Origin of the sequence: Prauserella shujinwangii (assembly GCF_003001955.1) — a bacterium.
Taxonomy (GTDB): domain Bacteria; phylum Actinomycetota; class Actinomycetes; order Mycobacteriales; family Pseudonocardiaceae; genus Qaidamihabitans; species Qaidamihabitans shujinwangii.
On sequence record NZ_PVNH01000003.1, the window covers coordinates 427,653 to 450,599 of the forward strand.

Annotated in this window: 15 protein-coding genes and 1 tRNA gene; 7 read left to right on the forward strand and 9 right to left on the reverse strand. The window is 69.5% G+C overall.

Features of this window, described 5'->3' with window-relative positions; translation table 11 throughout:
- Positions 1-15: 15 nt before the first annotated feature.
- Complete coding sequence (locus B0I33_RS08705) at positions 16-912, reverse strand: LysR family transcriptional regulator (protein WP_106178041.1); 897 nt, start codon at positions 910-912, stop codon at positions 16-18.
- A 119-nt stretch (positions 913-1,031) separates the two neighbouring features.
- Here B0I33_RS08705 and B0I33_RS08710 point away from each other — a divergent pair, with 119 nt between their 5' ends.
- The gene (locus B0I33_RS08710) at positions 1,032-1,871 is read left to right on the forward strand and encodes an SDR family NAD(P)-dependent oxidoreductase (protein ID WP_106178042.1); all 840 of its coding nucleotides are present in this window, start codon (positions 1,032-1,034) and stop codon (positions 1,869-1,871) included.
- Positions 1,872-2,009: 138 nt separating this feature from the next.
- On the opposite strand, the gene B0I33_RS08715 is transcribed toward B0I33_RS08710, so the two are convergent.
- Both B0I33_RS08715 and B0I33_RS08720 read right to left on the reverse strand, forming a co-directional pair.
- Positions 2,010-2,276: a YdeI/OmpD-associated family protein gene (locus B0I33_RS08715; RefSeq protein ID WP_106178043.1), complete on the reverse strand. Its 267-nt coding sequence runs from the start codon at positions 2,274-2,276 to the stop codon at positions 2,010-2,012.
- Positions 2,277-2,440: 164 nt separating this feature from the next.
- Positions 2,441-2,516: transfer RNA gene (locus B0I33_RS08720), tRNA-Lys, on the reverse strand.
- 252 nt (positions 2,517-2,768) lie between these two features.
- Between B0I33_RS08720 and B0I33_RS08725 the strand changes: the two genes are divergently transcribed.
- The 3 genes from B0I33_RS08725 (at position 2,769) to B0I33_RS08735 (ending at position 6,084) form a co-directional block, all read left to right on the forward strand.
- The gene (locus B0I33_RS08725) at positions 2,769-3,980 is read left to right on the forward strand and encodes a L,D-transpeptidase (protein ID WP_106178044.1); all 1,212 of its coding nucleotides are present in this window, start codon (positions 2,769-2,771) and stop codon (positions 3,978-3,980) included.
- A 167-nt stretch (positions 3,981-4,147) separates the two neighbouring features.
- Positions 4,148-5,146 (forward strand): Gfo/Idh/MocA family protein, encoded by a 999-nt coding sequence (locus tag B0I33_RS08730; RefSeq protein ID WP_219927160.1) that lies wholly within the window; start codon positions 4,148-4,150, stop codon positions 5,144-5,146.
- 44 nt (positions 5,147-5,190) lie between these two features.
- Entirely contained in the window at positions 5,191-6,084 is an 894-nt protein-coding gene (locus B0I33_RS08735) for an arginase family protein (RefSeq protein WP_219927161.1), read from the forward strand.
- On the opposite strand, the gene B0I33_RS08740 is transcribed toward B0I33_RS08735, so the two are convergent.
- The 5 genes from B0I33_RS08740 to B0I33_RS08760 all read right to left on the reverse strand — a co-directional run bounded on the left by B0I33_RS08740 (position 6,071) and on the right by B0I33_RS08760 (position 11,097).
- Complete coding sequence (locus B0I33_RS08740) at positions 6,071-6,739, reverse strand: DUF899 domain-containing protein (RefSeq protein WP_106178274.1); 669 nt, start codon at positions 6,737-6,739, stop codon at positions 6,071-6,073. The two genes, B0I33_RS08735 and B0I33_RS08740, sit on opposite strands and share 14 nt — an antisense overlap.
- Before the next feature lie 185 nt (positions 6,740-6,924).
- Positions 6,925-7,962 carry an LLM class flavin-dependent oxidoreductase gene (locus tag B0I33_RS08745; RefSeq protein ID WP_181193224.1) on the reverse strand — a complete coding sequence of 346 codons (1,038 nt, stop codon included), beginning with the start codon at positions 7,960-7,962 and terminating at the stop codon, positions 6,925-6,927.
- Between the two features lie 85 nt (positions 7,963-8,047).
- Positions 8,048-9,550 carry a tripartite tricarboxylate transporter permease gene (locus B0I33_RS08750; protein WP_106178047.1) on the reverse strand — a complete coding sequence of 501 codons (1,503 nt, stop codon included), beginning with the start codon at positions 9,548-9,550 and terminating at the stop codon, positions 8,048-8,050.
- On the reverse strand, positions 9,551-10,093 hold the full coding sequence (locus B0I33_RS08755) for a tripartite tricarboxylate transporter TctB family protein (RefSeq protein ID WP_106178048.1): 543 nt from the start codon (positions 10,091-10,093) through the stop codon (positions 9,551-9,553). It lies immediately after the preceding gene.
- Positions 10,090-11,097: a Bug family tripartite tricarboxylate transporter substrate binding protein gene (locus B0I33_RS08760; protein ID WP_106178049.1), complete on the reverse strand. Its 1,008-nt coding sequence runs from the start codon at positions 11,095-11,097 to the stop codon at positions 10,090-10,092. Before B0I33_RS08760 ends, B0I33_RS08755 begins: the two co-directional genes overlap by 4 nt.
- A gap of 106 nt (positions 11,098-11,203) precedes the next feature.
- Here B0I33_RS08760 and B0I33_RS08765 point away from each other — a divergent pair, with 106 nt between their 5' ends.
- Entirely contained in the window at positions 11,204-12,838 is a 1,635-nt protein-coding gene (locus B0I33_RS08765; RefSeq protein WP_219927162.1) for a sensor histidine kinase, read from the forward strand.
- Positions 12,838-13,512, forward strand: a complete 675-nt coding sequence (locus tag B0I33_RS08770; protein WP_106178050.1) for a response regulator — start codon at positions 12,838-12,840, stop codon at positions 13,510-13,512. The genes B0I33_RS08765 and B0I33_RS08770 overlap by 1 nt, the downstream gene beginning before the upstream one ends.
- Before the next feature lie 13 nt (positions 13,513-13,525).
- Here the strand turns inward: B0I33_RS08770 and B0I33_RS08775 are convergent, their stop codons facing one another.
- On the reverse strand, positions 13,526-14,299 hold the full coding sequence (locus B0I33_RS08775; RefSeq protein WP_106178051.1) for a hypothetical protein: 774 nt from the start codon (positions 14,297-14,299) through the stop codon (positions 13,526-13,528).
- A gap of 464 nt (positions 14,300-14,763) precedes the next feature.
- Between B0I33_RS08775 and B0I33_RS08780 the strand changes: the two genes are divergently transcribed.
- Positions 14,764-22,935, forward strand: a complete 8,172-nt coding sequence (locus B0I33_RS08780) for a DNRLRE domain-containing protein (RefSeq protein ID WP_106178052.1) — start codon at positions 14,764-14,766, stop codon at positions 22,933-22,935.
- Positions 22,936-22,947 lie beyond the last annotated feature (12 nt).

Below are 22,947 nucleotides of genomic sequence, written 5' to 3' on the forward strand. Positions count from 1 at the left end.
CCGCACGGCTCGGCATCACGAGTCTCCCGCTGCCCGGCGCAGTGCCGCCACAACGGCGTCGACACTCGCCGCCCGTTCCGGCCTCGTCGCCACCACGGCGGTCCGGCCCAGCCAGGCGGGGTCGTCGACCGGGACGGTCACCACGCCGGCCGGCACGCCGGTCGCGGCGATTGCCGGCACCACCGTGATGCCCAGGCCCGCGGCGACCAGTCCGAGGCGCGCGTGCCACTCCCGCATCGTGTAGGCGATGCGCGGGTGTTCCAGACTGGGCCACGCGCCGAACTGCGGTTCGCCCCTCAGCCCTGTCCCGACGACCCATTCCTCGTCGGCCAGCTCGGTCACGCGGACCCGGGCGCGGTTCGCCAGCCGGTGGTCACGGGCGACCGCGACGAGCAGACCGCCCTCGGACAGCCGGGACTGGCGCAGCCCGGTCAGATCGTACTGGGGCAGATCGGGCCCGAGCGCGATCACCGCGACGTCGATCCGCCTGGCCCGCAACTGACGTAGCTGCGCGGGTGTGGACGCTTCGCGCAGCTCGACCCTGAGTCCGGGATGGTCCCGGCGCAGCTCGGCGACCGCCCGTGGTGCCAGCGTCCACATCGCGGTGGGGAAGGCGCCGAGGGCCACGCGCCCGGCGAGCCTGTCGGTCAGCTCGGCGAGATCCCGGTCGACAGCGTCGAGTTCGCTCAGCACCGTCGCCGCGCGCCGGGCCACCGCGGTCCCGGCCGGAGTCGGCAGCACGCCACGGGCGCCTCTGACGAACAGGGGCACGCCCGCGGCGGCCTCGGCGGCGGCGACCTGCCGGGAGACCGCCGACTGGGTGTATCCGAGCAGGTCGGCGGTCGCGGTGAACGAACCCGTGCTGACCACGGTGTGGACCACCCGCAGCGTGGTCACGGTGAACTCGGCCATACCCCATCCTGAGCCATGCGAACCGCTCATGTCTTGTGTGCGAAAGATTCGCTGGTGGAATGGCCTTCCGCGGCCACACGATGGTCGTGTCACCACGGCACGACTGTTGAGGGAGTCCCATGCACAAGACCTGGTTCATCACCGGAGCGTCCCGCGGGTTCGGCCGTCTGTGGGCCGAGGCGGCGCTCGAACGTGGCGACCACGTGGCCGCCACCGCGCGCGACGTGGCCGCGCTCGAACCGCTCGCCGCGCGGTTCGGCGAAGCCCTGGTTCCGGTCCGGCTCGACGTCACCGACCGGGAGGCCGTGTTCGATGCCGTCGCCTACGCCGCCGAACGGCTCGGCCGGCTCGACGTCGTCGTGAACAACGCGGGCTACGGGCACTTCGGCATGGTCGAAGAGCTGACCGAGTCCGAGCTACGGGCCCAGCTGGAGACCAACTTCTTCGGCACGGTGTGGGTGACGCAGGCGGTCCTTCCCGTGTTGCGGGCACAGCGATCCGGCAGGATTCTGCAGGTCACCAGCGAGGGAGGCGTCCGCGCCTACCCCGGTATCGGCGCGTACCACGCATCCAAGTGGGCGGTGGAGGGCCTTTCGGAGTCGCTCGCCCAGGAGGTGGCGGTCTTCGGCATCGGCGTCACCAACGTCGAACCCGGGCCGTACGCCACGGAGTTCGCCGGGAGCCTGAGCCTGCGCGCCAGCCAGCAGCACCCCGACTACGACGACGTTCGCGTCTCGACCGCGCCGCGGTTCGAGATCGGCGACCCGGAAGCCACCCGGTCGGCGATTCTCGCGATCGCCGACGCCGAACACCCTCCGCTGCACGTCTTCCTCGGCAAGCCCCTCGCCGACGTCGAAGAGATCTATGCCGAGCGACTGCGTACCTGGCGCGAGTGGCAACCGGTCGCGTTGGCCGCTTTCGGCGACCCCGGGCGGGGCGACGCGGAATCCGCCGCCTGAGCTGGGTGGCGGGCCGAGGCCCGCCGGCGTGGTGCACGCCCACGTCGTCGGGCTGGCGATCGTGAAGCCGGTCGCGGCCGCGATGACGTGCGGAGATGCGGCGGGCGCGGGCTGCGGGAAGGCCCACCGCGCCCGCCGCTACCTGCCGGTGCGTTCGCGGTGCTTGCATCCCGGCCAGCAGCAGGGCCTGCGCTGGCCCTCCAGGAGCTCCTCCTGGGTCCGGCGGATGCGCCGTTCCCGGGTCGTCTGCTGCTTGGCATCCTCGACCCAGCAGATGAACTCGTTGCGGGCCAAGGGGGTGATGTCGTTCCAGGCGTCGAGTGCCGTGGTGTCGGCGATCAGCGCCTGGCGCAGGTCCGCGGGCAGGGCGTGCACCACCCCACCTGGCACTCGCTGGCTGCTCATCGGGCCATGGTAACGAGACGAAGCCGAGCCGTTCACCATCCCGCTGAACCGGGTCCGCACCGCCGGACTCCGCCGCGGGCGCGCCAGGCCACAACAGACAGTGCACGAGACCGGCTGAAACCAGAAAGACCGCAGGTCAACCGGAAAGTTGATCTGCGGTCTGATGGTGCGCCATCAGGGACTCGAACCCCGAACCCGCTGATTAAGAGTCAGCTGCTCTGCCAGTTGAGCTAATGGCGCTCTGCTTGAGAACCGCGTGATGTGGTCCCCCTCAACGACGAGTGAAACTCTAGCACGGGCCTCCGGGGCCGCTTTCCGGCACCCCCGTCCGGCGGGGAGTGGGGCCGGGCTCCGCTGGGTAGGCGTTCCGGATGGAACGTGCGGACCGGGACTAACACCCCAGACACAACTTGGCTACTTCTACACACAGTAGGCACGGTTCCCGGCAGACTGTCACGCGTCTGGGGTATCCGCGTACGAACGGATGGTGATATGCGGAGTCGGGGAGCATTGACACCTCGTCTGGGGGTCCGGCTGGCGGCGCTGCTGCTGGCGGGGGGTGTACTGGCCGGCGGGTGCACGTCCGCGGCGAGCGAGGCGCCCGCTCCGAAACCGGCGGAGAGCACCTCCAGCACCACGCCGCCGCCGGAGCCGGCCGAGATCGCGCTGTCGGTCAAGGACGGCGCCACCGGAGTCGCACCGGGGCAGCGGTTCACCGCCACCGTGACCAACGGCACCATCGAGTCGGGTTCCCTGGTCGGCGCCGACGACACGGTGGTCGACGGGGGCAAGCGGCCCGACGGCTCGGGCTGGACCTCCACCGAGCCGCTCGGCTACGGCAAGACCTACACCCTGAAGGCGAAGGCGACCGGCGCCGACGGCAAGCGGGTCACCGCCAGTTCGACGTTCACCACGGCCGTGCCCGACCGGCAGCTGTCCGTGTCGATCAACGTGCAGGACGGGGAGACCGTCGGCGTCGGCATGCCGGTGATCTTCACGTTCAGCGGTTCCGTGCCCGACCGCGCGGCCGCCGAGAAGGCCCTGCGGATCGAGACCCGGCCGGACACGAAGGGCGCGTTCCACTGGTTCAGCGACCAGCAGGTGATCTGGCGGCCGAAGGAGTACTGGCGGTCCGGCACCAAGGTCACCGTCGAGGCAGAGATCTACGGCAAGCACTTCGGCCAGGGCACCTACGGCCAGCAGGACGAGGCACTCGACTTCACCGTCGGGGAGAAGCTCATCGCCATCGCCGACGGCCAGTCGCACCAGATGAAGGTGCTGGTGAACGACAAGGTGGTCCGCACCATGCCGCTGTCGATGGGCAAGCCGTCCAGCTCGACGCCGAACGGCCACTACACCGTGATGAGCGAGCACGTCGGCTACACGATGGACTCCAGTACCTACGGTGTCCCCACCGACAGCGCCGACGGCTACGAGACATGGGTGCAGTACGCGGTACGGCTGTCCTACAGCGGCATCTTCTACCACTCCGCGCCGTGGTCGGTGGGCGACCAGGGCCACCGCAACGTCAGCCACGGCTGCCTGAACCTGTCCACCGAGAACGCCGCCTGGCTGATGGACCGGTCGAAGCGCGGCGACATCGTGACCGTGCGCAACGGCGGTGCGCAGGTGCTCGAGCCCACCGACGGCTGGAGCGTGTGGCAGATGTCGTGGCAGGAGTGGCGCTCGGGCGGCAGCGCCTGACGGCTCCGCGAGTCCCCTGTTCCAGCACAGTGAAGGCCACCTTCAGTGCGTTCAACGTTGGGAAGGTGGCCTTCACTGCGTGAGCGGGGGACTCGCGCGCGGCCCGCATCCGCCTGGGGATGGCCGGGCGCTACGCTGCGGTCTCCGTCTCGGACACGGGAGGTCGCGTGGAACCACTCCGGATCGGCGTGCTGGGCGCCGCCCGCATCGCCGGGGTCGCGCTCGCCGGGCCGGCCAAGGAGATCGGTCACCGGCTGGTCGCCGTCGCGGCGCGGGACCGGGCCAGGGCCGAGGAGTTCGCGCGCGGGCACGGCGTCGAGCGGGTCCTCGACTCCTACGCCGCCGTCGTCGCCGACAGCGAGGTGGAGGTCGTCTACAACCCGCTGGCCAACGCGCTGCACGGGCCCTGGAACCTGGCGGCCGTCACGGCAGGCAAGCATGTCCTGACCGAGAAGCCGTTCGCCGCCAACGCCGACGAGGCGAGCGAGGTCCGCGCGGCCGCGGAGCGGGCAGGGGTGGCGATCATGGAGGCGTTCCACTACCACTGCCACCCGCTCCTGCACCGCCTGCACGAGCTGCTGGCGTCCGGGGAGCTGGGTGAGCTGCGCACCGTCGAGGCCGACATGTTCATGCCCGCACCCGGCGACACCGACCCCCGGTGGTCCCTCGAACTCGCCGGTGGCGCGCTCATGGACATCGGCTGCTACAACCTCCACCTGCTCCGCGGCCTCGCTCCCTGGGCCGGGGGAGCGCTCCGGCTGGTGGCGGCCAGGGGAGGCGAGCGGGCCGGGCGTCCCGGTGTCGACGAGTGGCTGGACGCCGACCTCGAGTACCCGGGTGGCGCCACCGCCCGCGCTCGCTGTCACATGGCCGCGGACGGCTGGCGCTTCGCCTGCCGGATCGTCGGCAGCCGGGGCGAGGCGTTCGTGCCGGAGTACGTCCGGCCGCACCTGGACGACCGGATCGTCGTCACGACGCCCTCGGGTTCCCGCGTCGAACGGCTCGGGACCCGGCCGTCGTACTCCTACCAGCTGGACGCGTTCGCCGCGCACGTGCGCGAGGGCGCCCCGCTGCCGGGCGGCGCCGAGGACGCGGTGGCCACGATGCGGCTCGTCGACGACTGCTACCGCGCGGCCGGGTTCGGCCCGCGTCCCCGGCTGGCCTGATCGGGTGCGCCGGTTCTGTCGGGGCGCGGCGCTATGGTCGCCCGATGAGTGATCGGCACGGGATCGCGGTGCTGGACGCACCGACCAACCTGGGGCTGCGCCCGCCCGAGGAGGGCTCGGTGCCCGGTTGCGCCAAGGCACCCGGGATGCTGCGGGACTTCGGGTTGCTGTCCCGTCTCGGGGCACGCGACGCGGGGGTGCTGACCCCGCCGAGGTACCGGCCGGCCTGGACGCCGGGCACGGTGCGCAACGAGCGGGCCATCGCGGCCTACTCGACGGCGCTCGCCGAGCGGGTGGCGGCGCTCCGGGACCGTGGCGAGTGGCCGCTGCTCCTCGGCGGCGACTGCAGCGTGCTCCTCGGTCCCGCACTGGCCTTGCGCCGCGCGGGCCGGTACGGCGTCGTCTACCTCGACGCGCACCTCGACTTCCGGCACCCCGGCAACAGCACCGGGGTCGGCGCCGCGGCCGGGGAGGGCCTGGCGCTGCTCACCGGGCGCGGCGGCGCACTCGCCGAGATCGGCGGCGCGAAGCCGTACGTCCGGCCCGAGGACATCGTCGCCGTCGGCTTCCGGAGGGGGGACGAGTACACGGACGAAGCCGCCGCGGCCGGGATTCACCTGCTCGACGCGCCGACGGTCCGGGCCGACCCCGCCGCGGCCGCCGCCCACGCCGTCGAGCTGGTCACGGCGCGCGGGCTCGACGGCTTCTGGGTCCACCTCGACGTGGACATCGTGGACGGCGAGCTCCTCCCGGCGGTCGACAGCCCCGAGCCCGGCGGGCTGACCTGGGACGAGCTCACCGCGGTGCTGCGCCCGCTGCTGGCCGTCCCGCGGGCGGCCGGGCTCAACGTCGGCATCTACGACCCCGACCTGGACCCCACCGGCACCGGCGCGCGGGAGCTGGTCGAGGTGCTCGCGGCCGCGGTCAGCCGGTGGTGACGGAGGCGCCGTACTCGTCGTGCAGCCGCCACCACGTGTAGGGCGCCGTCTGGGGGGTGCCCTCCGGCGAGTCCTCCCAGGTCTCCTGCCTGCCGAGCGGGGTCAGGTCGAGGAAGGTCCAGCCGCTGCCGAGCCGCTCGACGCCCCGCCCGGTCGTGAAGTACGTGCGGTAGACCGTGTCGCCGTCGCGGAGGAAGACGTTGAGGCCGAACCCGTCCCCGGCGTCCATGTCGTCGTTGAAGTCGTTGCCCAGCGACGAGTACCAGGGGAGCGGCCAGCCCATCCGGCGCTGGAACGGCAGGATCTCCGCGAGCGGGCCGCGCGAGACCAGCGCCATCGACGTGTCCCGGGCGTGCAGGTGCGCCAGGTGGCCGACGTTGTCGGTGAACATCGAGCACCCCGAGCAGTACTCGCCCGCGCCGTGCCACATGAAGCAGTAGGTGATGAGCTGGCGCCGCCCCTCGAACAGGTCCAGCAGGGTCGCCGGCCCGCCGGGCCCTTCGAACACGTACTCCTTGTCCACCCGGACCATGGGCAACCGCCGCCGCTCGGCGGCCAGCGCGTCCAGCTCGCGGGTGAGCCGCTTCTCCTTCGCCAGCAACGCTTCTCGCGCTTCCCGCCACTCCCCGGGCGAGACGACCCGCCGATGTGTCACGGTCACTCCTCCGCTCCTCGCTGAGTTCCCTCAAGAAACTGATTGCCCTGACCGTAACACGGGAAGTTCCCTGAGGGAACCCATCGATCCGCGCGCGCCCGCCCGCGCGCGACGCACCGAATGTGGCATCGGGTGCGCTGGACGCACCGAATGCCACATTGGGTGCGGCCAGGGGTGGGTGGCGGCTACCGCTCCCGGAGTGCGGGAAGGACCGACTCGCCGTAGGTCCGGAGGGTGCCGTGCGGGTTCGTACCGGACACGTTCATCAGCACGATCGCCGTCGCGCCGAGCTCCCGCAGCCCCTTGATCTTGCGGACGTGGTCCTGCGGATCGGCCGAGAACAGGCCCATCGCCTTGAACTTCAGGTCCGACACCTCCGACCGGCCGTTCTCCTGGATCCGGCCCGGCTCGTGGATGTCCTCCCGGTAGTGGTCCTTGACCAGGATCGGCTTCCACTCCCTGGCACCGTCGAGCGCCGCCTCGTCGGTGTCGTCGACCGCGGCGATGCCCTGCAGGACGATCTCGCCCGGCTCACGGCCGGCCCGCTCGCAGGAGCGCCGGTAACCCGCGATCACGGCGGGAGCCGCGGACGGATCGGCCAGCGTCCACACACCGTCGGCCTGCCTGCCCGCGATCTCCGCCGCCTGCTCGCCGAACGCGGACAGGAAGATCGGCGGCCTGCGGTCGGGCACCTCGTACAGTCGCGCGCCGACGGTGCGGAACCAGCGGCCCTCGAACGTCACCGTCTCGCCGTCGAGCAGGCGCCGGATGATCGTCAGCGCCTCCTCGGTGCGGCCGAGCTGCTCCGCGGGGGAGGGCCAGTCCATCCCGGCGGGAACCTCGTTCATCGCCTCACCGGAGCCCGCGGCGAGGAACGCCCGCCCCGGGTACATCGCTTCCATGGTCGCGACCTGCTGGGCGACCACCGCCGGATGGTAGCGATGGCTGAGGCTCGTCACCGCGGGCCCGAGCGACACGCGGCTGGTCACCTGCCCGGCCGCACCCAGCCACACCCAGGGGTTCGCGCAGTGCGCGGGCGCCGGGTCCCCCGGCTCCCACCACGGCGCCAGGTGGTCGCTGCAGCAGACCAGGTCGAACCCGGCGTCCTCGGCCTCCCGCGCCTGTCGCAGCAGATCGTTGGGTCCGAATCGTTCATGCGCGAGCGCCACTCCGTAGATGACGTCGTCGGGTTGACGCCGCCGCGCCCACAGCACGCTTCGCACAGACTCCAGCACACTCATACCGGGTGCCTACCCGCGCCCGCGCCACCCAAACAGCCCGATCCGCGCGCCGCCGGGTGTGATGAGCCTAGGCGGGCAGTCGCTCCCGTTGTGCACGGCGCACGTACCGCCTGGCCAGTGGCCACAGCAGGATCAGCGCGATCACCGAGTAGACCACATAGGACACCGGCCCGCCGATGAGCCCGGACAGGTCGCCCCCGGACAGCTGGAGCGCCATCCGGCCCTGCCGTTCCGCCATCGGTCCGAGGATGACCCCGATGATGAGGGGAAGCACCGGAAGGCCGAAGCGGCGCATGCCGAACCCGATGAGCCCGAGGAGCAGCAACAGGAACAGGTCGATCGCCTGGGCGTTCACGGCGTAGGCGCCCATGGAGGCGAAGAACAGGATTCCCGCGTACAGATAGGGACGCGGGATCCGGAGCAGCTTCGCCCACACCGGCGCCAGCGGGAGGTTGAGCACGAGCAGCAGCAGGTTGCCGATGAACAGGCTCGCGATCAGCGTCCAGACCAGTGTGGACTCCCGCTCGAACAGCAGCGGGCCCGGCTGGATCCCGTACGACTGGAACGCCGCGAGCATGATCGCCGCGGTGGCGTTCGTCGGCAGCCCGATCGCCAGCATCGGTACCAGGGTTCCCGCCGCCGAGGCGTTGTTGGCCGCCTCCGGCCCGGCGACACCCTCGATGGCGCCCTTGCCGAACTCCTCGGGGTGCTTGGTCAGTTTCCGTTCGGTCACATAGGACAGAAATGTCGGTATCTCCGCGCCACCGGCCGGGATGGCGCCGAACGGGAAGCCGAACGCGGCGCCGCGCAGCCACGGCTTCCACGACCGGCCCCAGTCCTTGCGGCCCAGCCACGGCTGACCGACCGGGATCACCTCGCCCGCCTTGCGGCGCAGGTGCGCGGCCACCCACAGCGCCTCGCCGACGGCGAAGATCCCGACGGCCACCACCACGACGTCGATCCCGTCGGCCAGCTGCGGTATGCCGAGCGTGAGCCGTTGCTGCCCGGTGACCAGGTCAATGCCGATCAGGCCGATCACCAGGCCGAGCAGCAGCGAGGCGAAGCCCCGCACCCGCGACGAGCCGAGCACCGCGGTGACGGCGATGAACGCCAGCACGATGATCGCCAGGAAGTCGGGAGCGCCGAGGCTGATCGCGAACGAGACCACGGCGGGCGTCACCAGCACCAGCAGCAGGGTGCCGATGGTGCCCGCGACGAACGAGCCGATGGCCGCCGTCGCGAGCGCCTGCGCGGCCCGGCCCGCCTTCGCCATCCTGTTGCCTTCGAGCGCCGTGATGACGGACGACGACTCACCCGGGGTGTTCAGCAGGATCGACGTGGTGGAGCCACCGTACATGCCGCCGTAGAAGATGCCGGCGAACATGATGAACGCCTGGGTCGGGTCCATGCCGTAGGTGATCGGCAGCAGGAGAGCCACGGTCATCGCGGGGCCGATGCCGGGCAGCACGCCCACCGCCGTGCCCACCGTCACGCCGACGAGCGCGATCAGCAGGTTCGCCGGGGTGACGACGTTGCCGAACCCGGCGAGCAGGTCCATCAGGTTGTCCATCTACAGAATCCCTCGCAGAACTCCGGCAGGCAGGTTCACGCCGAGCCCGATCGCGAACGCGTAGAAGGTGATGAGCGACAGCGTGATCGCGATCGCCAGGCCGAGGAAGTACCTCCTGCTGCCGAGGGCGATCGCCGAGCCCCAGAACAGCAGCGAGCCGCTGATCACCCAGCCGAGCCAGTCGATCAGCAACGCGTTCGCCACGAACACCGCCACGAGCAGGAGGACGGTGCGCCAGTTCATGCTGGCGGTCAGGTCGACGTCCTCGCCGCCCTCCGGCTCGCCGGTGCCGCCCCGTGCCACGTCGATCGCGTAGACCACGGAGACCACGATCAGCAGCGCGCCGAGCAGCATCGGCACCGGCCGGGGTCCGATCGGGTCGTTGGTGGTGGTGACGGCGTCGAGCAGGCTCGTGTCGACGATCACCGCGATCCCCACCAGCGCGAGGAACGCGCAGACTCCGTACTGTGCGCGGTCCGCGCTCCGCCCGCCCTGGGGGTCGCGGGCGGCGGAGCGCGGCGCGGTGTCGTTCATCGTCGTCATGCCAATCCGAGCTCGTTCAGGATCCCGGCGACCTCCTCGTCCTGCTTCTTCAGGAAGTTCGCGAACTCGTCGCCGGTGGCGAAGGCGTCGGTCCAGCCGTACTTCTCCAGCTGGTCCCGCCAGTCCTGCGTGTCGTGCATCTTCGTGTACACGTCGATCCACATCTGCCGGTCGGCGTCGGAGATCCCGGGCGGGGCAACGATTCCCCGCCAGTTGGTGAACACGAGGTCGATCCCGGAGTCCTTCAGCGTCGGGGCGTCCGGGACGACGTCGACGGGTTGCGCACTGGTCACGGCGAGCACGCGCACCTCGCCCGCCTTGATCTGGTCGAGGATCTCGCCGACTCCGGTGGCGCCGAACGCGACCTTGCCGCCGAGGATCGCGGGCAGCAGTTCGCCGCCGCCGTCGTAGGAGACGTAGTTGACGTTCTTCGGTGTGATGCCGACCTTCTTCGCCAGCTGCATGGGCAGCAGGTGGTCGGGTCCGCCGGGCGAGGAGCCTCCGCCGACGGCGATGCCCTTCGGGTCGGCCTTCCACTCGCGCACCAGGTCATCGATGGTCTGGTACGGCGAGTTCTTCGGTACGACGATCGCGCCCGGTTCCTCGACGACCTTGGCGATCGGCGTGGTCTCGGTCAGCTTGCCCTGCGACTTCTGCGTGTAGGAGGCACCGACGACGCCGAGGCCCATCTGCATGGCGAGCTTGCCGTTGCCCTTCTCGTTGATGGTGCGCTGCAGCCCCACCGTGCCGCCCGCGCCGGAGAGGTTGAACACGTCGACACCCGACGCGATCTTGTTGTCCTCCATCACCTTGGCGGCGGTCCTGGCGGTGGTGTCGTAGCCGCCACCGGGGCTGTTGGGCACCATGATCCGCAGCCCGGAGACCGGCCCTTCGCCGGTCGCCCCGCTGTCGCCCTCGTTGCCCGCGGTAGCCCCACACGCACTCATCGCCAGCATCGACGCCGCGGCGAGCGCACCGATGATCGTGGTCCGGAACTTTCTCATCGTGGTTTCACTTTCGTTTCACGGCAGTTCAGGGCGATGATGGTTGCTCTTCCGACGGGCAGACGTCAGCGTTACGTCAGTAGCGAAGGTTGTGTTCATTGTGGTCATGAGATTTCGGCCCTCCCTGGCCGGTCAGCTGCTCGCCTGGCAGCTGGCGATCATGCTGCTGGTGCTCGTCGCGGTCGGTGCGCTGTCGATCACGCAGTCCGAGGTCACGTTCAGCCGCGTCGAGGGGCGGCGGGTGGTCGCGCTGGCGGAGCAGCTGGCCAGCAACCCCCTGGTGCGCAACCAGCTCGACGCCCCGACCTCGCACGAGGCGCTGGCGACGCTCGTGCAGACGAGGCGGACGCAGGCCGGGGTCACGTCGGTGACGGTCGCCGACGCGCGCGGCACCGTCGTCAGCTCCACCGACCCGATCCTGGTGGGGACCGCGCTGCCGTTCGGTGACGACGCGGTGGCGGAGGGTCGCGGCTGGTCGGGAACGCTGACGATCGACGGTTCGCGGGAGCTCGTGGCGCAGGTTCCGGTGATCGGGGCGACCGCGGGAAACCTCGGCACGCACCTGGGCACGGTGATGATCGGCGAGTCGTCGCCGACGGTCTGGCAGCGGCTGCACGGCGCGTCCTCCTACCTGGCCATCTACCTGGGGATCGCCAGCCTTATCGGCCTGCTCGGCTCGTGGCTGCTGGCGCGGCGCATCAAGCGGCAGACGTTCGGCATGGAGCCGCAGGAGATCGCCGGGCTGGCCGAGCACCGCGAGGCGATGCTCTACGGCATCGCGGAGGGCGTCGTCGCGCTCGACCCGTACCAGCGGATCACGCTCGTCAACGAGCCCGCGCGGGCACTGCTCGACCTGCCGGAGGACTGCGTGGGCAAGACGCTCGCCGAGGCGGGCATCGAGGGCCGCCTGCGGGACGTCCTGCTCGACTCGGGCGGCGAGGCCCGCGACGAGGTCGTGCTGCGCCGGGGGCGAGTGCTGCTGCTGAACCGGATGGACGTGACCAAGGACGGCCGCAGGCTCGGCTCGGTGACGACCCTGCGCGACCGCACCGAGCTCGCCGAGCGGGAGCGCGAACTCGGCTCGTTCCGCAGCACCACCGAGCTGCTCCGCGCCCAGGCGCACGAGTTCACCAACCAGCTGCACACGATCTCGGGACTGATCCAGATCGGGGAGTACGACGAGGTGGTGCGGTACGTCGACGCGCTGAGCGGGCACCGGCAGTCGCTCGACCTGACGCTCGCGCGGCGGGTCGAGGACACGGCGATCTCGGCGCTGCTGATGGCGAAGGCCGCGCAGGCCGCCGAGCGCAGGGTGGAGCTGCGCCTCTCCGAGCGCACCGCGCTGCGGCACCTGGACCCGCAGGACTCCGCCGACGTGGCGACGGTGGTCGGCAACCTCGTCGACAACGCGGTCGACGCCGCGGCCGCCGGCAGTCAGTCCTGGGTGGAGGTGGAGTTGCGGCAGGACGCGACGACGGTGGAGATCGTCGTGCAGGACTCCGGTCCCGGCGTGGCGCCGGAGCTGGCGCAGGAGGTGTTCTCACACGGGTTCACGACGAAGGCCGCGCAGGCAGGGGAGCGCGGTATCGGGCTCGCGCTGACCCGGCGGGTGTGCAAGCGCCGTGGCGGTGAGATCGCGGTGACCAACACCGACGACGGTGCTATGTTCACCGCCCGCATGACGGTCGGCCACCCGGCCGGCCAGCCGGACCCCGTCGGTGCTGCCGGAGGTAGAGCCTGATGATCGACGTTCTCGTGGTCGACGACGACTTCAACGTCGCCAGAATCCACTGTGGATTCGTGAGCCGGGTACCCGGCTTCCGGGTCGCGGGCACCGCGCACACCGGAAGGGACGCGATCGCCGCCGTGGGCGAGCTGCGGCCCGGTCTCGTGCTGCTCGACCTCTACCTGCCCGACCTGAACGGGGTCGAGGTGCTGAGCCGGTTGCGGGCCGCCGGTCACGACTGCGATGTCATGGTCATCTCGGCGGCCAAGGACAGCGACGCCGTCCGAGCGGCGGTCCGGCACGGTGTGGTGAACTACGTGCTCAAGCCCTTCGGTTTCGAGGACCTGCGCGACCGGCTGGATCGCTACGCGACGCAGCGCGCGGGGTTGTACGCCACCGCGATCCGCGGACAGGACGATGTGGACCGGATGCTCGCCAACGCCACGTCGCGCACCACGACCGCCGTGCTGCCCAAGGGGCTCAGCGCCGAGACCGCGCAGCTGGTGGAGCGCACGCTGCGGGACGCGGAGGAGACGCTGTCGGCGGCCGAGTGCGCGGAGCGGGCCGGTATCTCGCGGGTCAGCGCCCGCAACTACCTGGAGTACCTGCGCGAGGCCGGCCGGGCGGAGCTGACGTTGCGCTACCGCCCGGCGGGCCGCCCCGAGCGCCGCTACCGGTGGCGGGGCTGAGCCCGTCCGTGCCTCAGGCCTCGCCGACGAACACGGCCGGGTTCTGCGTCGGGTAGGGCGAGAAGGTGAGCCGCAGCTCGCCCGGTTTCTCGGTCACGTCGTACGTGATCGGGTAGGTCAGGGCGCTTCCCTCCAGCACGGTGGTCACTCCGCGCAGATCTCGTGCGCAGCCCCAATCCATGACCATGCTCTCGCTGAAGTACCGCTTGATGGGGCGACCAGCGAACCGTGCCTCCGTGCTCAGGTCGAGCATCGTGGCGTCGAACTCCAGCGGGGTGTTGTTGATGATCTTGATGCGCAACATCACCGGGCGATCGGCGTCAGCCGGTAGCTCTCCGTTCGTGAAGGTGCCGCCGAGGCAGTCCGTGGGTTCGGAGACCTCGACGGACAGCCCGCCTTCCCAGGTGTACCGCTCCCCCCACGTCAGCGGCTCGGTGCTGGTCGTGGGCTTCTCGGTGGCCGCTGCCCGCGGCGAACTCCCGAGGTCGTCGGCCAGACGTTGCTGGAACACGACCGTGACGGCGTTGGCGAGCACGCAGAGGGACACACCGGTCAGCGCGAGTGCCTTCCGGCTGCCGAACAGTGCGATCACGCCGAGCACGAGCCCGACCGTCGCCACGCCGGCCGTGAGGAGGTTCAGCAGGACGACCGGGGAACCGGCCAGTCCGACCACACCGAGGACGACGGCGATCCAGGCGAGGGCCCCGAACCGTCGGCGCCGGGGTGGAGCGGCCTGTGCCGTCTCGCTGGCGTGGGACTCGGCCGGGTACGGGTCGTGCTCGTTCATCGGTTCCTTTCCGTGCGCACGCACAGGTGCGGTCTCCAGGAGTCTCGGAGAGAGGTGGACGAGCGTGGTCGTCCGTGACCGGTTTGTTAGCGGCTTGCCGGCTGGCTCGTGATCGTTTTCGGGGCGGGAGGCGACGTCTGGCCCCCCTGGTGTTCCTGGTCCCGGGTCGTACCCGGAGTGGGCCACGACCGCGGCCGATCACCGGACCGGCTCACCCGGACGGCCTAGTGTCCGCTGTGGACAGTAAGAGTCTGGGTGTGTGTTCGTGGGCGTCCCGATTGAGCTGCCGGAGTGGCGGCATTTTGCATTCTTCATAGCCGTTCTGCAACCTCTGTCCGGACTAGGCGAACTTGGGCCGGTTTGGGCTTGTTGGTTTATTTCGGTGTTGTGCATCGCATGGTGGGGTGTGTGGTGCCGGTGAAGCCTGCACCGGTTCTGGGCTGGGAGCTGAGGGGATTCTCGTCATGCGCCGTGGGCCGACTGTGCTCGTCCGTGCTGCCGTCGTCGTGGTGCTCACCGCGCTGGTGTTCGTAGGGCTTCCGGTGGGACCACCGGTGACACCGGCCGGTGGCGGGGTGGATCTCGGGCTGAGCCGCCTGTGGTCGTCGCTGGTGGACGCGCTGGGCCCGGACGAGGCGGCGGCAGCGCCGGAGCCGGGCCGGGTGGCCGCGCCGCCGCGGAAGGCGGAGCCGCCGAAGCGGGTGCGGGAGCTGGTGGGCAAGCGGTCGCCCACGGCGAAGGTGTTCGCTCTGTCGGACGGCCGCACGCAGGTGGAGATCTCAGCGGAGCGCAGGCACTTCCGCGGTAGCGACGGACAGTGGCGGGACATCGACACGACGGTGCGCGAGCAGGGACGGGACGGCTACCGGTTCTCCAACGACGCCAACACGTTCCGGTCTCGGTTCGGCGACTCCTCGGACCGGCTGGTGCGGTTCGAGCACGGCGGCAGGCACATCGCGCTGGGCCTGGCGGGGGAACGCCGGTCGCTGACGCCACGGGTCGAGGGTGACACGGTGATCTATCCGGGGGCGTTCCCCGGCGCGGACGTGGTGTACGAGGTGACCGGCGAGTCGCTGAAGGAGAACATCGTCCTCGCCGAGCCGGTGGACGACCCGGTCTTCCGGTTCACGATGCGGCTGGGCGGGGTCACCGCGCGGGAGCTGGCCGACGGGTCGATCGGATTCTTCCCGGCCGGTCCCCGCGGCGACGGACCGCCGGTCTTCGTGATGCCGAAGCCGTTCATGCACGACCGCGCGTGGGACGACAAGTCCCCGCACGGCAAGGCGTTCAGCGAGAAGGTGACCCAGTCGGTCGAGCAGCACGGTTCGGAGTTCACCATCACCGTGCGCGCGGACAGGGAATGGCTGCACGCTCCGGAGCGCATGTATCCGGTGGTGATCGACCCGACGATCAAGGTGGAGCCGACCCCGACGACCGGTCAGGACCTGCAGATCTGGTCGGACACTCCCGATCGCAACGACGGCTCCAGCTACCGGCTGTCGGTGGGCACGGACCCGTGGGGGGTGGCGCGCAGCCTGGTCAAGTTCGACACGTCCATGGTGCCACCTGGCACGGCGCTGGATTCCGCCCGGATGCGTGTCTACTACGACAACGACCTCTACACCGGCGCCAACGACGTGACGATCGAGGCACGGCGGATCACCCGCGCGTGGAGCGAGAGCAGCTCCACCTGGAACACCATCCACGACGCGTTCGCCGAGGCCGGACTGTCCACACAGGTCAAGAAGGCCAACGTGGCGAACGTCTGGCACGAGTTCGATGTGCGCAACATCGCGCAGTCGTGGGTGTCGGGTTCCGCACCCAACCACGGCATCATGCTCAAGCCGGTCAACGAGTCCCTGAACCGGGGCGGGGCGATCTACCAGGCGGCCGAGTACGCGTACAACCTCGAGGTGGAGAACCGCCCGAAGCTGATCCTGACCTACGGGCGGCCGAGTGTGGAGCTGCACTACCCGACGACGATCCACGCCACCGGCGCGGAGCTGGTGTGGGAGCCCTACGCCGAGGGCGATCCGGCCGACCCCGCGGACGACCTGGTGGAGTACCAGGTGCACCGCAGCGTGTTCCAGGCTTTCACCCCGTCGGCGTCGACGTTGATCGCGCCGCTGGCGCCGGGAACGACGAACTTCACCGACACCACCGCCGAACCCACCCCGGCGGAGTCACCGGATCCGTTCGGCAACGCCTACTACTACATGATCGCGGCCAAGACCCGGGACGGCCAGGTGATCCCGGGCCCGACCCAGGTGGCGCGGTTGCCCAAGGCGGGGCGAACCACGAAGATCTTCCACGGCGGTGTCAGCGATGCCACGCTCGCGTCGGGGCGACCGGACACCAACCTGAACACCTTCGGGGGCCAGCCGTGGCTGATGGCGGGCAACAACTCCTACGCCTACGGCAACAGCCGGGCCGTGGTGCGCTTCGACGGGCTGTCGCAGATCCCGTCCGGGGCCATGGTCGAGGACGCCGACTTCCAGCTGTGGGGCTTCTACTCCAACGGCAGCGGAGCCACCTTCGACGCCCACGCGCTGCGACAGTCCTTCGTGGAGGGTGAGGCGACCTGGAACCGGGCCTCGGCGACGACCACGTGGAGCACGCCGGGCGGATCGATCGGACCCGCGCTGGACCAGGTGGTCGGCATCACCAACGACCCCCGATGGCACATCTGGGAGAACGCGGGCGTGGTCCAGGGCTGGATCGACAATCCCGCCTCCAACCACGGCTACCTGGTGAAGCTGCGCGACGAGGGCGGCACCGCCCGGCAGCGGGTGCTGTTCCTCTCCGATGAGGCGGCCGAGCCGCAGTTGCGGCCGAACCTGGTGGTCACCTACACGGAGCCGACGGCGGCGTCAACCTACCACGCGCCGGCGACGCCGTCGGTGCGGATGATCCCGGGTGACGAGTACACGATCCCGGTCACGTTGACCAACACCACCGGCACCACCTGGTCGGCGGGCAACCGCGTGCTGTCCTACCGGTGGAAGCTGCCGGATGGCACGGACGTCACCACGTCGGGCAACCGGCTGGAGACCGCCCTGCCCGCGGACGTGCCGCCGCAGGGCACGGTGACCGTGCAGGCGCGGGTCAAGACCCCCATCCAGAGCGAGGCGGGCAACAAGCGCGAGCAGTTCGTGCTCAACTGGGACCTGCGCAACACGGCGGACGGCACCTGGCTGTCCGGCACGGGCGGGATCCCGGCACTGCCGCAGAACGTCACCGTCGAGGACCCGACCAGCGACGAGCTGGGTCTGGAGAAGTTCTACTCCTACGTGGGCAAGGCCACCGGCTCCGGATCGAACGTGCTGGTGAACCAGTTCGCCGGGAACACGGTGTTCTCCTACGACGCGCTGTCCAACCCGGGCCGCGGGCTGTCGACGTTCGTGCGGATGACCTACAACAGCCTGGACACGTCCGCCACCTCGATGGGGTACGGCTGGTCGATGGCCGCCTCGGGACTGGTGCGGCTGGGCACCTCCCTCGATCTGCACCCACGCGGGCAGGACCATCCCTCGCGGGTCACCCTGCCGGACGGGGACGGCACCAGCCACGTGTTCACGCTGAACAAGCACGGCTCGACCGATCCGGCGGCCTGGACCTACGACCGGCCCGCGGGCGTGCATCTGTACCTGCGGCGCAGTGGGGGTGACGACGACTCCCGGCGGTGGACGATGACGCGCCCGGATCGCACCACGTTCGTCTTCGACGACGAGGGCTGGCTCACCGCGATCCGCGATCGCAACGGCAACGAGCAGATCTTCACCTACACCGAGCGGCGTTCGAACAACCAGCCGCGCAAGTTCCTGGCCTATGTCACCGACCCGGCCGGGCGCAAGACGCTCACGCTCGACTACTGGGAGAAGGGCGAGACCAACAACCCGAAGTTGCGCGACATGCTGCAGTCGGTCACCGACGTCTCGGGCCGGACGATCACCTTCGGCTACGACGACAAGGGGCTGCTGACCGAACTCGTCGACGGTGCGGGCACGCCGAAGGCGAAGACGTTCGGTTTCGCCTACGACGCCACCCAGGGCAACAAGAACGTCAAGCTGGTGGCGGTCACCGACCCGCGCGGCAACACCACCAACCTGACCTACTACGAGGCCCCGGTCGATCCCAAGGACAAGTGGAAGCTGCGGACGCTGACCGACCGGCTGGGCTTCGACACCGGCTTCGCCTACGCCGACCCCGACGGCTCCACCGGGTCACAGCGCGAGTCCACGGTCACCGACGCCGAGGGCCACGCGACCACCTACCGGATGGACGGCTACGGCCGCCCGATCCGCACCACCAACGCCAGGAACGAAACCACCCGGCTCTCCTGGGACGCCGACAACAACGTGGTCGCGCTCACCGAGGCGAACGGCGCGGAGTCGCGCTGGACCTACGACGCGAAGACCGGCTACCCGACCTCGATCCGCGACGCCGAAGCCGTCGCGAACGACACCCCAGCCACCACACTGGAGTACCAGCGCGGACTCGACGGGCACACCGCAGAGCTCACCGCGAAGACCAGTCCCGAAGGTCGCAGGTGGACGTTCGGCTACGACTCCCGCGGCAACCTGACCACGGTCACCGACCCGAAGGGCGTGGCCACGACCGACGTGGCCGGCGACTACCAGACCAGCTACCGCTACGATGAGCACGGGCAGCTGCTCACCGTCACCGACGCGGGCGGCAACACGACCACCTACGGCGACTACCACGCCACCGGTTTCCCGCGCACCACCACCAACGCGCTGGGTGAGGTGTCCACTGTGGTGTACGACGAGCGCGGCCAGGTCACCGAGGCCACCGACGCGGGCGGCGCCACCACCACGATGGCCTACGACGTGTTCGGCCGCCCGATGGAGTCGACCACCCCCAAGGACCAGGCCGCCGGTGAGCTGATCACCACACCGGCGCCCGTCTACGACGCCAACGACAACGTCACGAAGGCCACCGCACCCAACGGCGCGGTCACCACCGCCACCTACGACGCTGCCGACCAGCTCGTCGCCGCCACCGAGCCGAAGGACACCCCCACCGGGCCGGAACGGCGCTCGACGTTCGCCTACGACAAGATCGGCAATCTGGTCGCCGAGACCCAGCCCCTGGGCACGCTGACCCCGGACGACCCCGACGACTACGTCACCCGCTACGCCTACGATCCGATCTCGCAGCTGGTTGAGGCGATCAACGCCGAGGGCGAGAAGATCACCTACGAGTACGACGAGGTGGGCAACCTCGTCACGGTGGTCGACCCGCGGAAGAACGCCACGGCCGATCCCGGTGATTTCACCACCAAGTTCGGCTATGACGGCAACCACCGGCGTGTCTCGGTCACCGACGCTGAGGGCAACGTCACCCGCCGGTCCTACGACCTCGACGGCAACACCGTGACCACGACCGACGCGGCCGGGGTCACCACCACCTACGTCTACGATCAGCGCGGCAAGCTCGCCGAGGTGCGTGTACCGCACAAGGCCGACGGCAGTGGCGGCACGGTCGTGCGCACCACCCGTTTCGAGTACGACGAGGTCGGCAACCGCACGCGCGTGATCAGTCCGCGTGGTGTCGACACGCCGGGTGACCCGGACGACTTCGCCACCCGGACCGTTTACGACAAGCTGAACCGTCCGATCGAACGGCACACCGCGTTCGATCCGGACCACGCGCGCTACAACGCCCCGGACATCACCCGCTACGCCTACGACAAGGTGGGCAATCTGACGAAGGTGTCCGCGCCGCCCTCAGCCGGGCAGAGCGTGCGCAACACCACCACCTACGACTACTTCGACAACGGCTGGATCCGCTCGTCCACCGACCCGTGGGACATCGTCACCAGCTACGACTACAACGCCCTCGGTCAGCAGACCCACCGCACGCTCACCTCGGCGGGCGGGTCGTCGTCGCGCACGATGACCTGGGAGTACTACCCCGACGGCAAACTGCGGTCCCGCTCCGACGACGGCGTGCCCGTCGGCAGGCACGTCGCACTGACCGACAACTCCGACACGCCGAGGGTCAAGACCGTGGGCACGTGGGCCACGAGTGGCGACGGCAGCGGATACAGCGGCTACGACTACCGCACCGCACCCGCCGGCACCGGGGAGTCGACGTTCACCTGGACCCCGGTCGTGCCGCAGGACGGCACCTACGAGGTGTTCGTGCGTTACCCGGCCGCCGCGGCGACCAACGCGCCGTACACCGTGCACCACGCCGACGGGGCCACCACGGCCCGGGTGGACCAGAGCCAGCAGGGCGGCGAGTGGGTCAGCCTCGGCAGCCACCGGTTCACCGAGGGAAACACCCACAGCGTCGTGCTCACCGACGACACCGACGGCCAGGTCGTCGCCGACGCCGTCAAGCTCGTCCGGGACAACTCCGGTGACACCGACACCGAGGCCAAGACGTTCGGCTACACCTACGACGCCAACGGCAACCTGACCTCGCTCACCGACGGCAGTTCCGGGGCGAAGGCCGACGCCTACGCCATGACCTACGACGGGCTGAACCAGTTGGCGCGTGTGCAGGAGAAGCTCGCCGGGGCGGTGGAGAACACCACGAGCTTCACCTACGACCCGAACGGCAACCCGCTCACCCGCCACCACGACAGCCAGGATGCGGCGTTCGAGTACGACCCGCGGGATCTGGTGTCGAAGGTGACCAACACCGAGACCGGGCGCGATCCGAAGGTCACCACCTACGGCTACACCGCGCGTGGGCAGGTGGCGCGGCAGGTGAAGGCCAACGGCAACACCGTCGACTACGACTATCACCTGGACGGCACGCTGGCCTCGCAGGTGGAGAAGAAGTCCGACGGCACGCTGGTGGCCCGGCACGTGCTGGATTACAACGCCAACGGCCACCGCACCCGGGACGCCTCGACGATTCAGAACGCTGATGATCCGGGTGCGTATCTGGATCGGGTGCGGGAGTACACGTATGACCCGCAGGACCGTATCGCTCATGTGGTGAAGAGGGCGGCTGGTTCGGGTGCGGTGCTGGAAGAGGAGAACTACGTCCACGATGCGAATGCCAACGTCATCGAGCAGACGTTGGAGGGTGTGACGACGGCGTTCACCTATGACCGCAACCGGTTGGTGTCCGCCACTGTCGACGGCACCACCGCTTCCTACAACTATGATCCGTTCGGCCGGTTGAACACGGTGACGGCGGCGGGGCAGATCATCGAGAAGCTGTCCTATGACGGGTTCGACCGCACCGTCGAACATCAGAAGCTGGCCGATTCGGGCGGTCTGGAGACGACCACCTACAGCTATGACCCGCTGGACCGTACGACGTCGAAGACCAGCGGCGGGGAGACGACGGAGTTCGCCTACCTCGGTTTGACGGACAAGGTGGTGACCGAGGAGATCGCCGGTCAGCTGCAACGTTCGTATGCCTACGACCCCTGGGGCCAGCGCCTGTCGCAGTTGAAGCACGACACCGACGGCACCGGTCCCGAAGTGACGGAAGACTCGTTCTACGGGTACAACCCGCACACCGATGTGGAGACGTTGACCGGTGAGTCGGGTGATACCCGGGCTACCTACGGCTACACGGCTTATGGCAGGGATGATGTGGAGGCGTTCACTGGGGTCGACAAACCGGACGCCCAGAACCCAGGCCAAGAGCCGTACAACTACTACCGGTTCAACGGTAAACGTTGGGATGCGTTCTCCGGCTCCTACGATATGGGGTTCCGTGACTACAGCCCTGGGTTGAACCGATTCCTGACGCGGGATATGTACAACGGAGCGCTGGCGGATCTGAACTTGAGTGTCGATCCGTGGACCGGGAACCGGTATGCCTTCACCGCGGGCAATCCGATCAGCCGGATTGAGGTCGATGGGCATATCAGTTGCACGGGGCCGGATGGCATGGACTGTGGGATGGAGGAGCGGGTCGGTGGTGCCACGGTGGACTATCCGGCCTTGTCGTCGCCGGAATCGGGGACCTCGACCACCGGGTCTGGTTCGTGCACGTCGGTGAAATACTGCGGCGGCACGGCCGACGCCCCGACGGTGTCGGTGTCGGAGGTCGTGGACTTCCTGGATTACAACGCCGACGCCATTGGTGACATGCTGCTCGGCACGGCCGGGATGATCGCGGGTGGTGCGATCGTCGTGGCCGGCGGTGCTCTGATGGCGGGAGGTGCTGCCGCCTGCGCCACTGGTGTGCTCTGCGCCGCGGGCGCACCCGCCATCGCCGCCGGCGGCACGGCCGCCGTCACCGGCGGCGGCCTCTTCGCCGTGGCCGCCTCCGTCTTCGGCGAAGGCACAGACAACCTCTCAGCGCCACCGTCGTCAGGTAGTTCTAGTCCTGGCATGCGCTTCGCTGACCAACTGTCCGACAAGATAGATAATCTGTCGAGTCACGTAACAAGGAAGGATCTCGAAGCCGCGGCTCGGGAACTTCAAGGCGAAGTTGTGAAACGCAGGCGCGATGGTCAATCGTATGACCATATTCACGAAGTTCGTGATGCGCAGAATGGTCTTCTCTCGATTATTGATCGCGCGAACAAAGTTCTCAGCGATCCGAGGTTGCCTGCGGCCGAACGCGAGGCAATCTCCGCACAGCTGAGTCGGGCGAGTCGGATGCTAGACTTCACGGAGAAGTACCTGCCCAGATAGGAACTAAGGCCC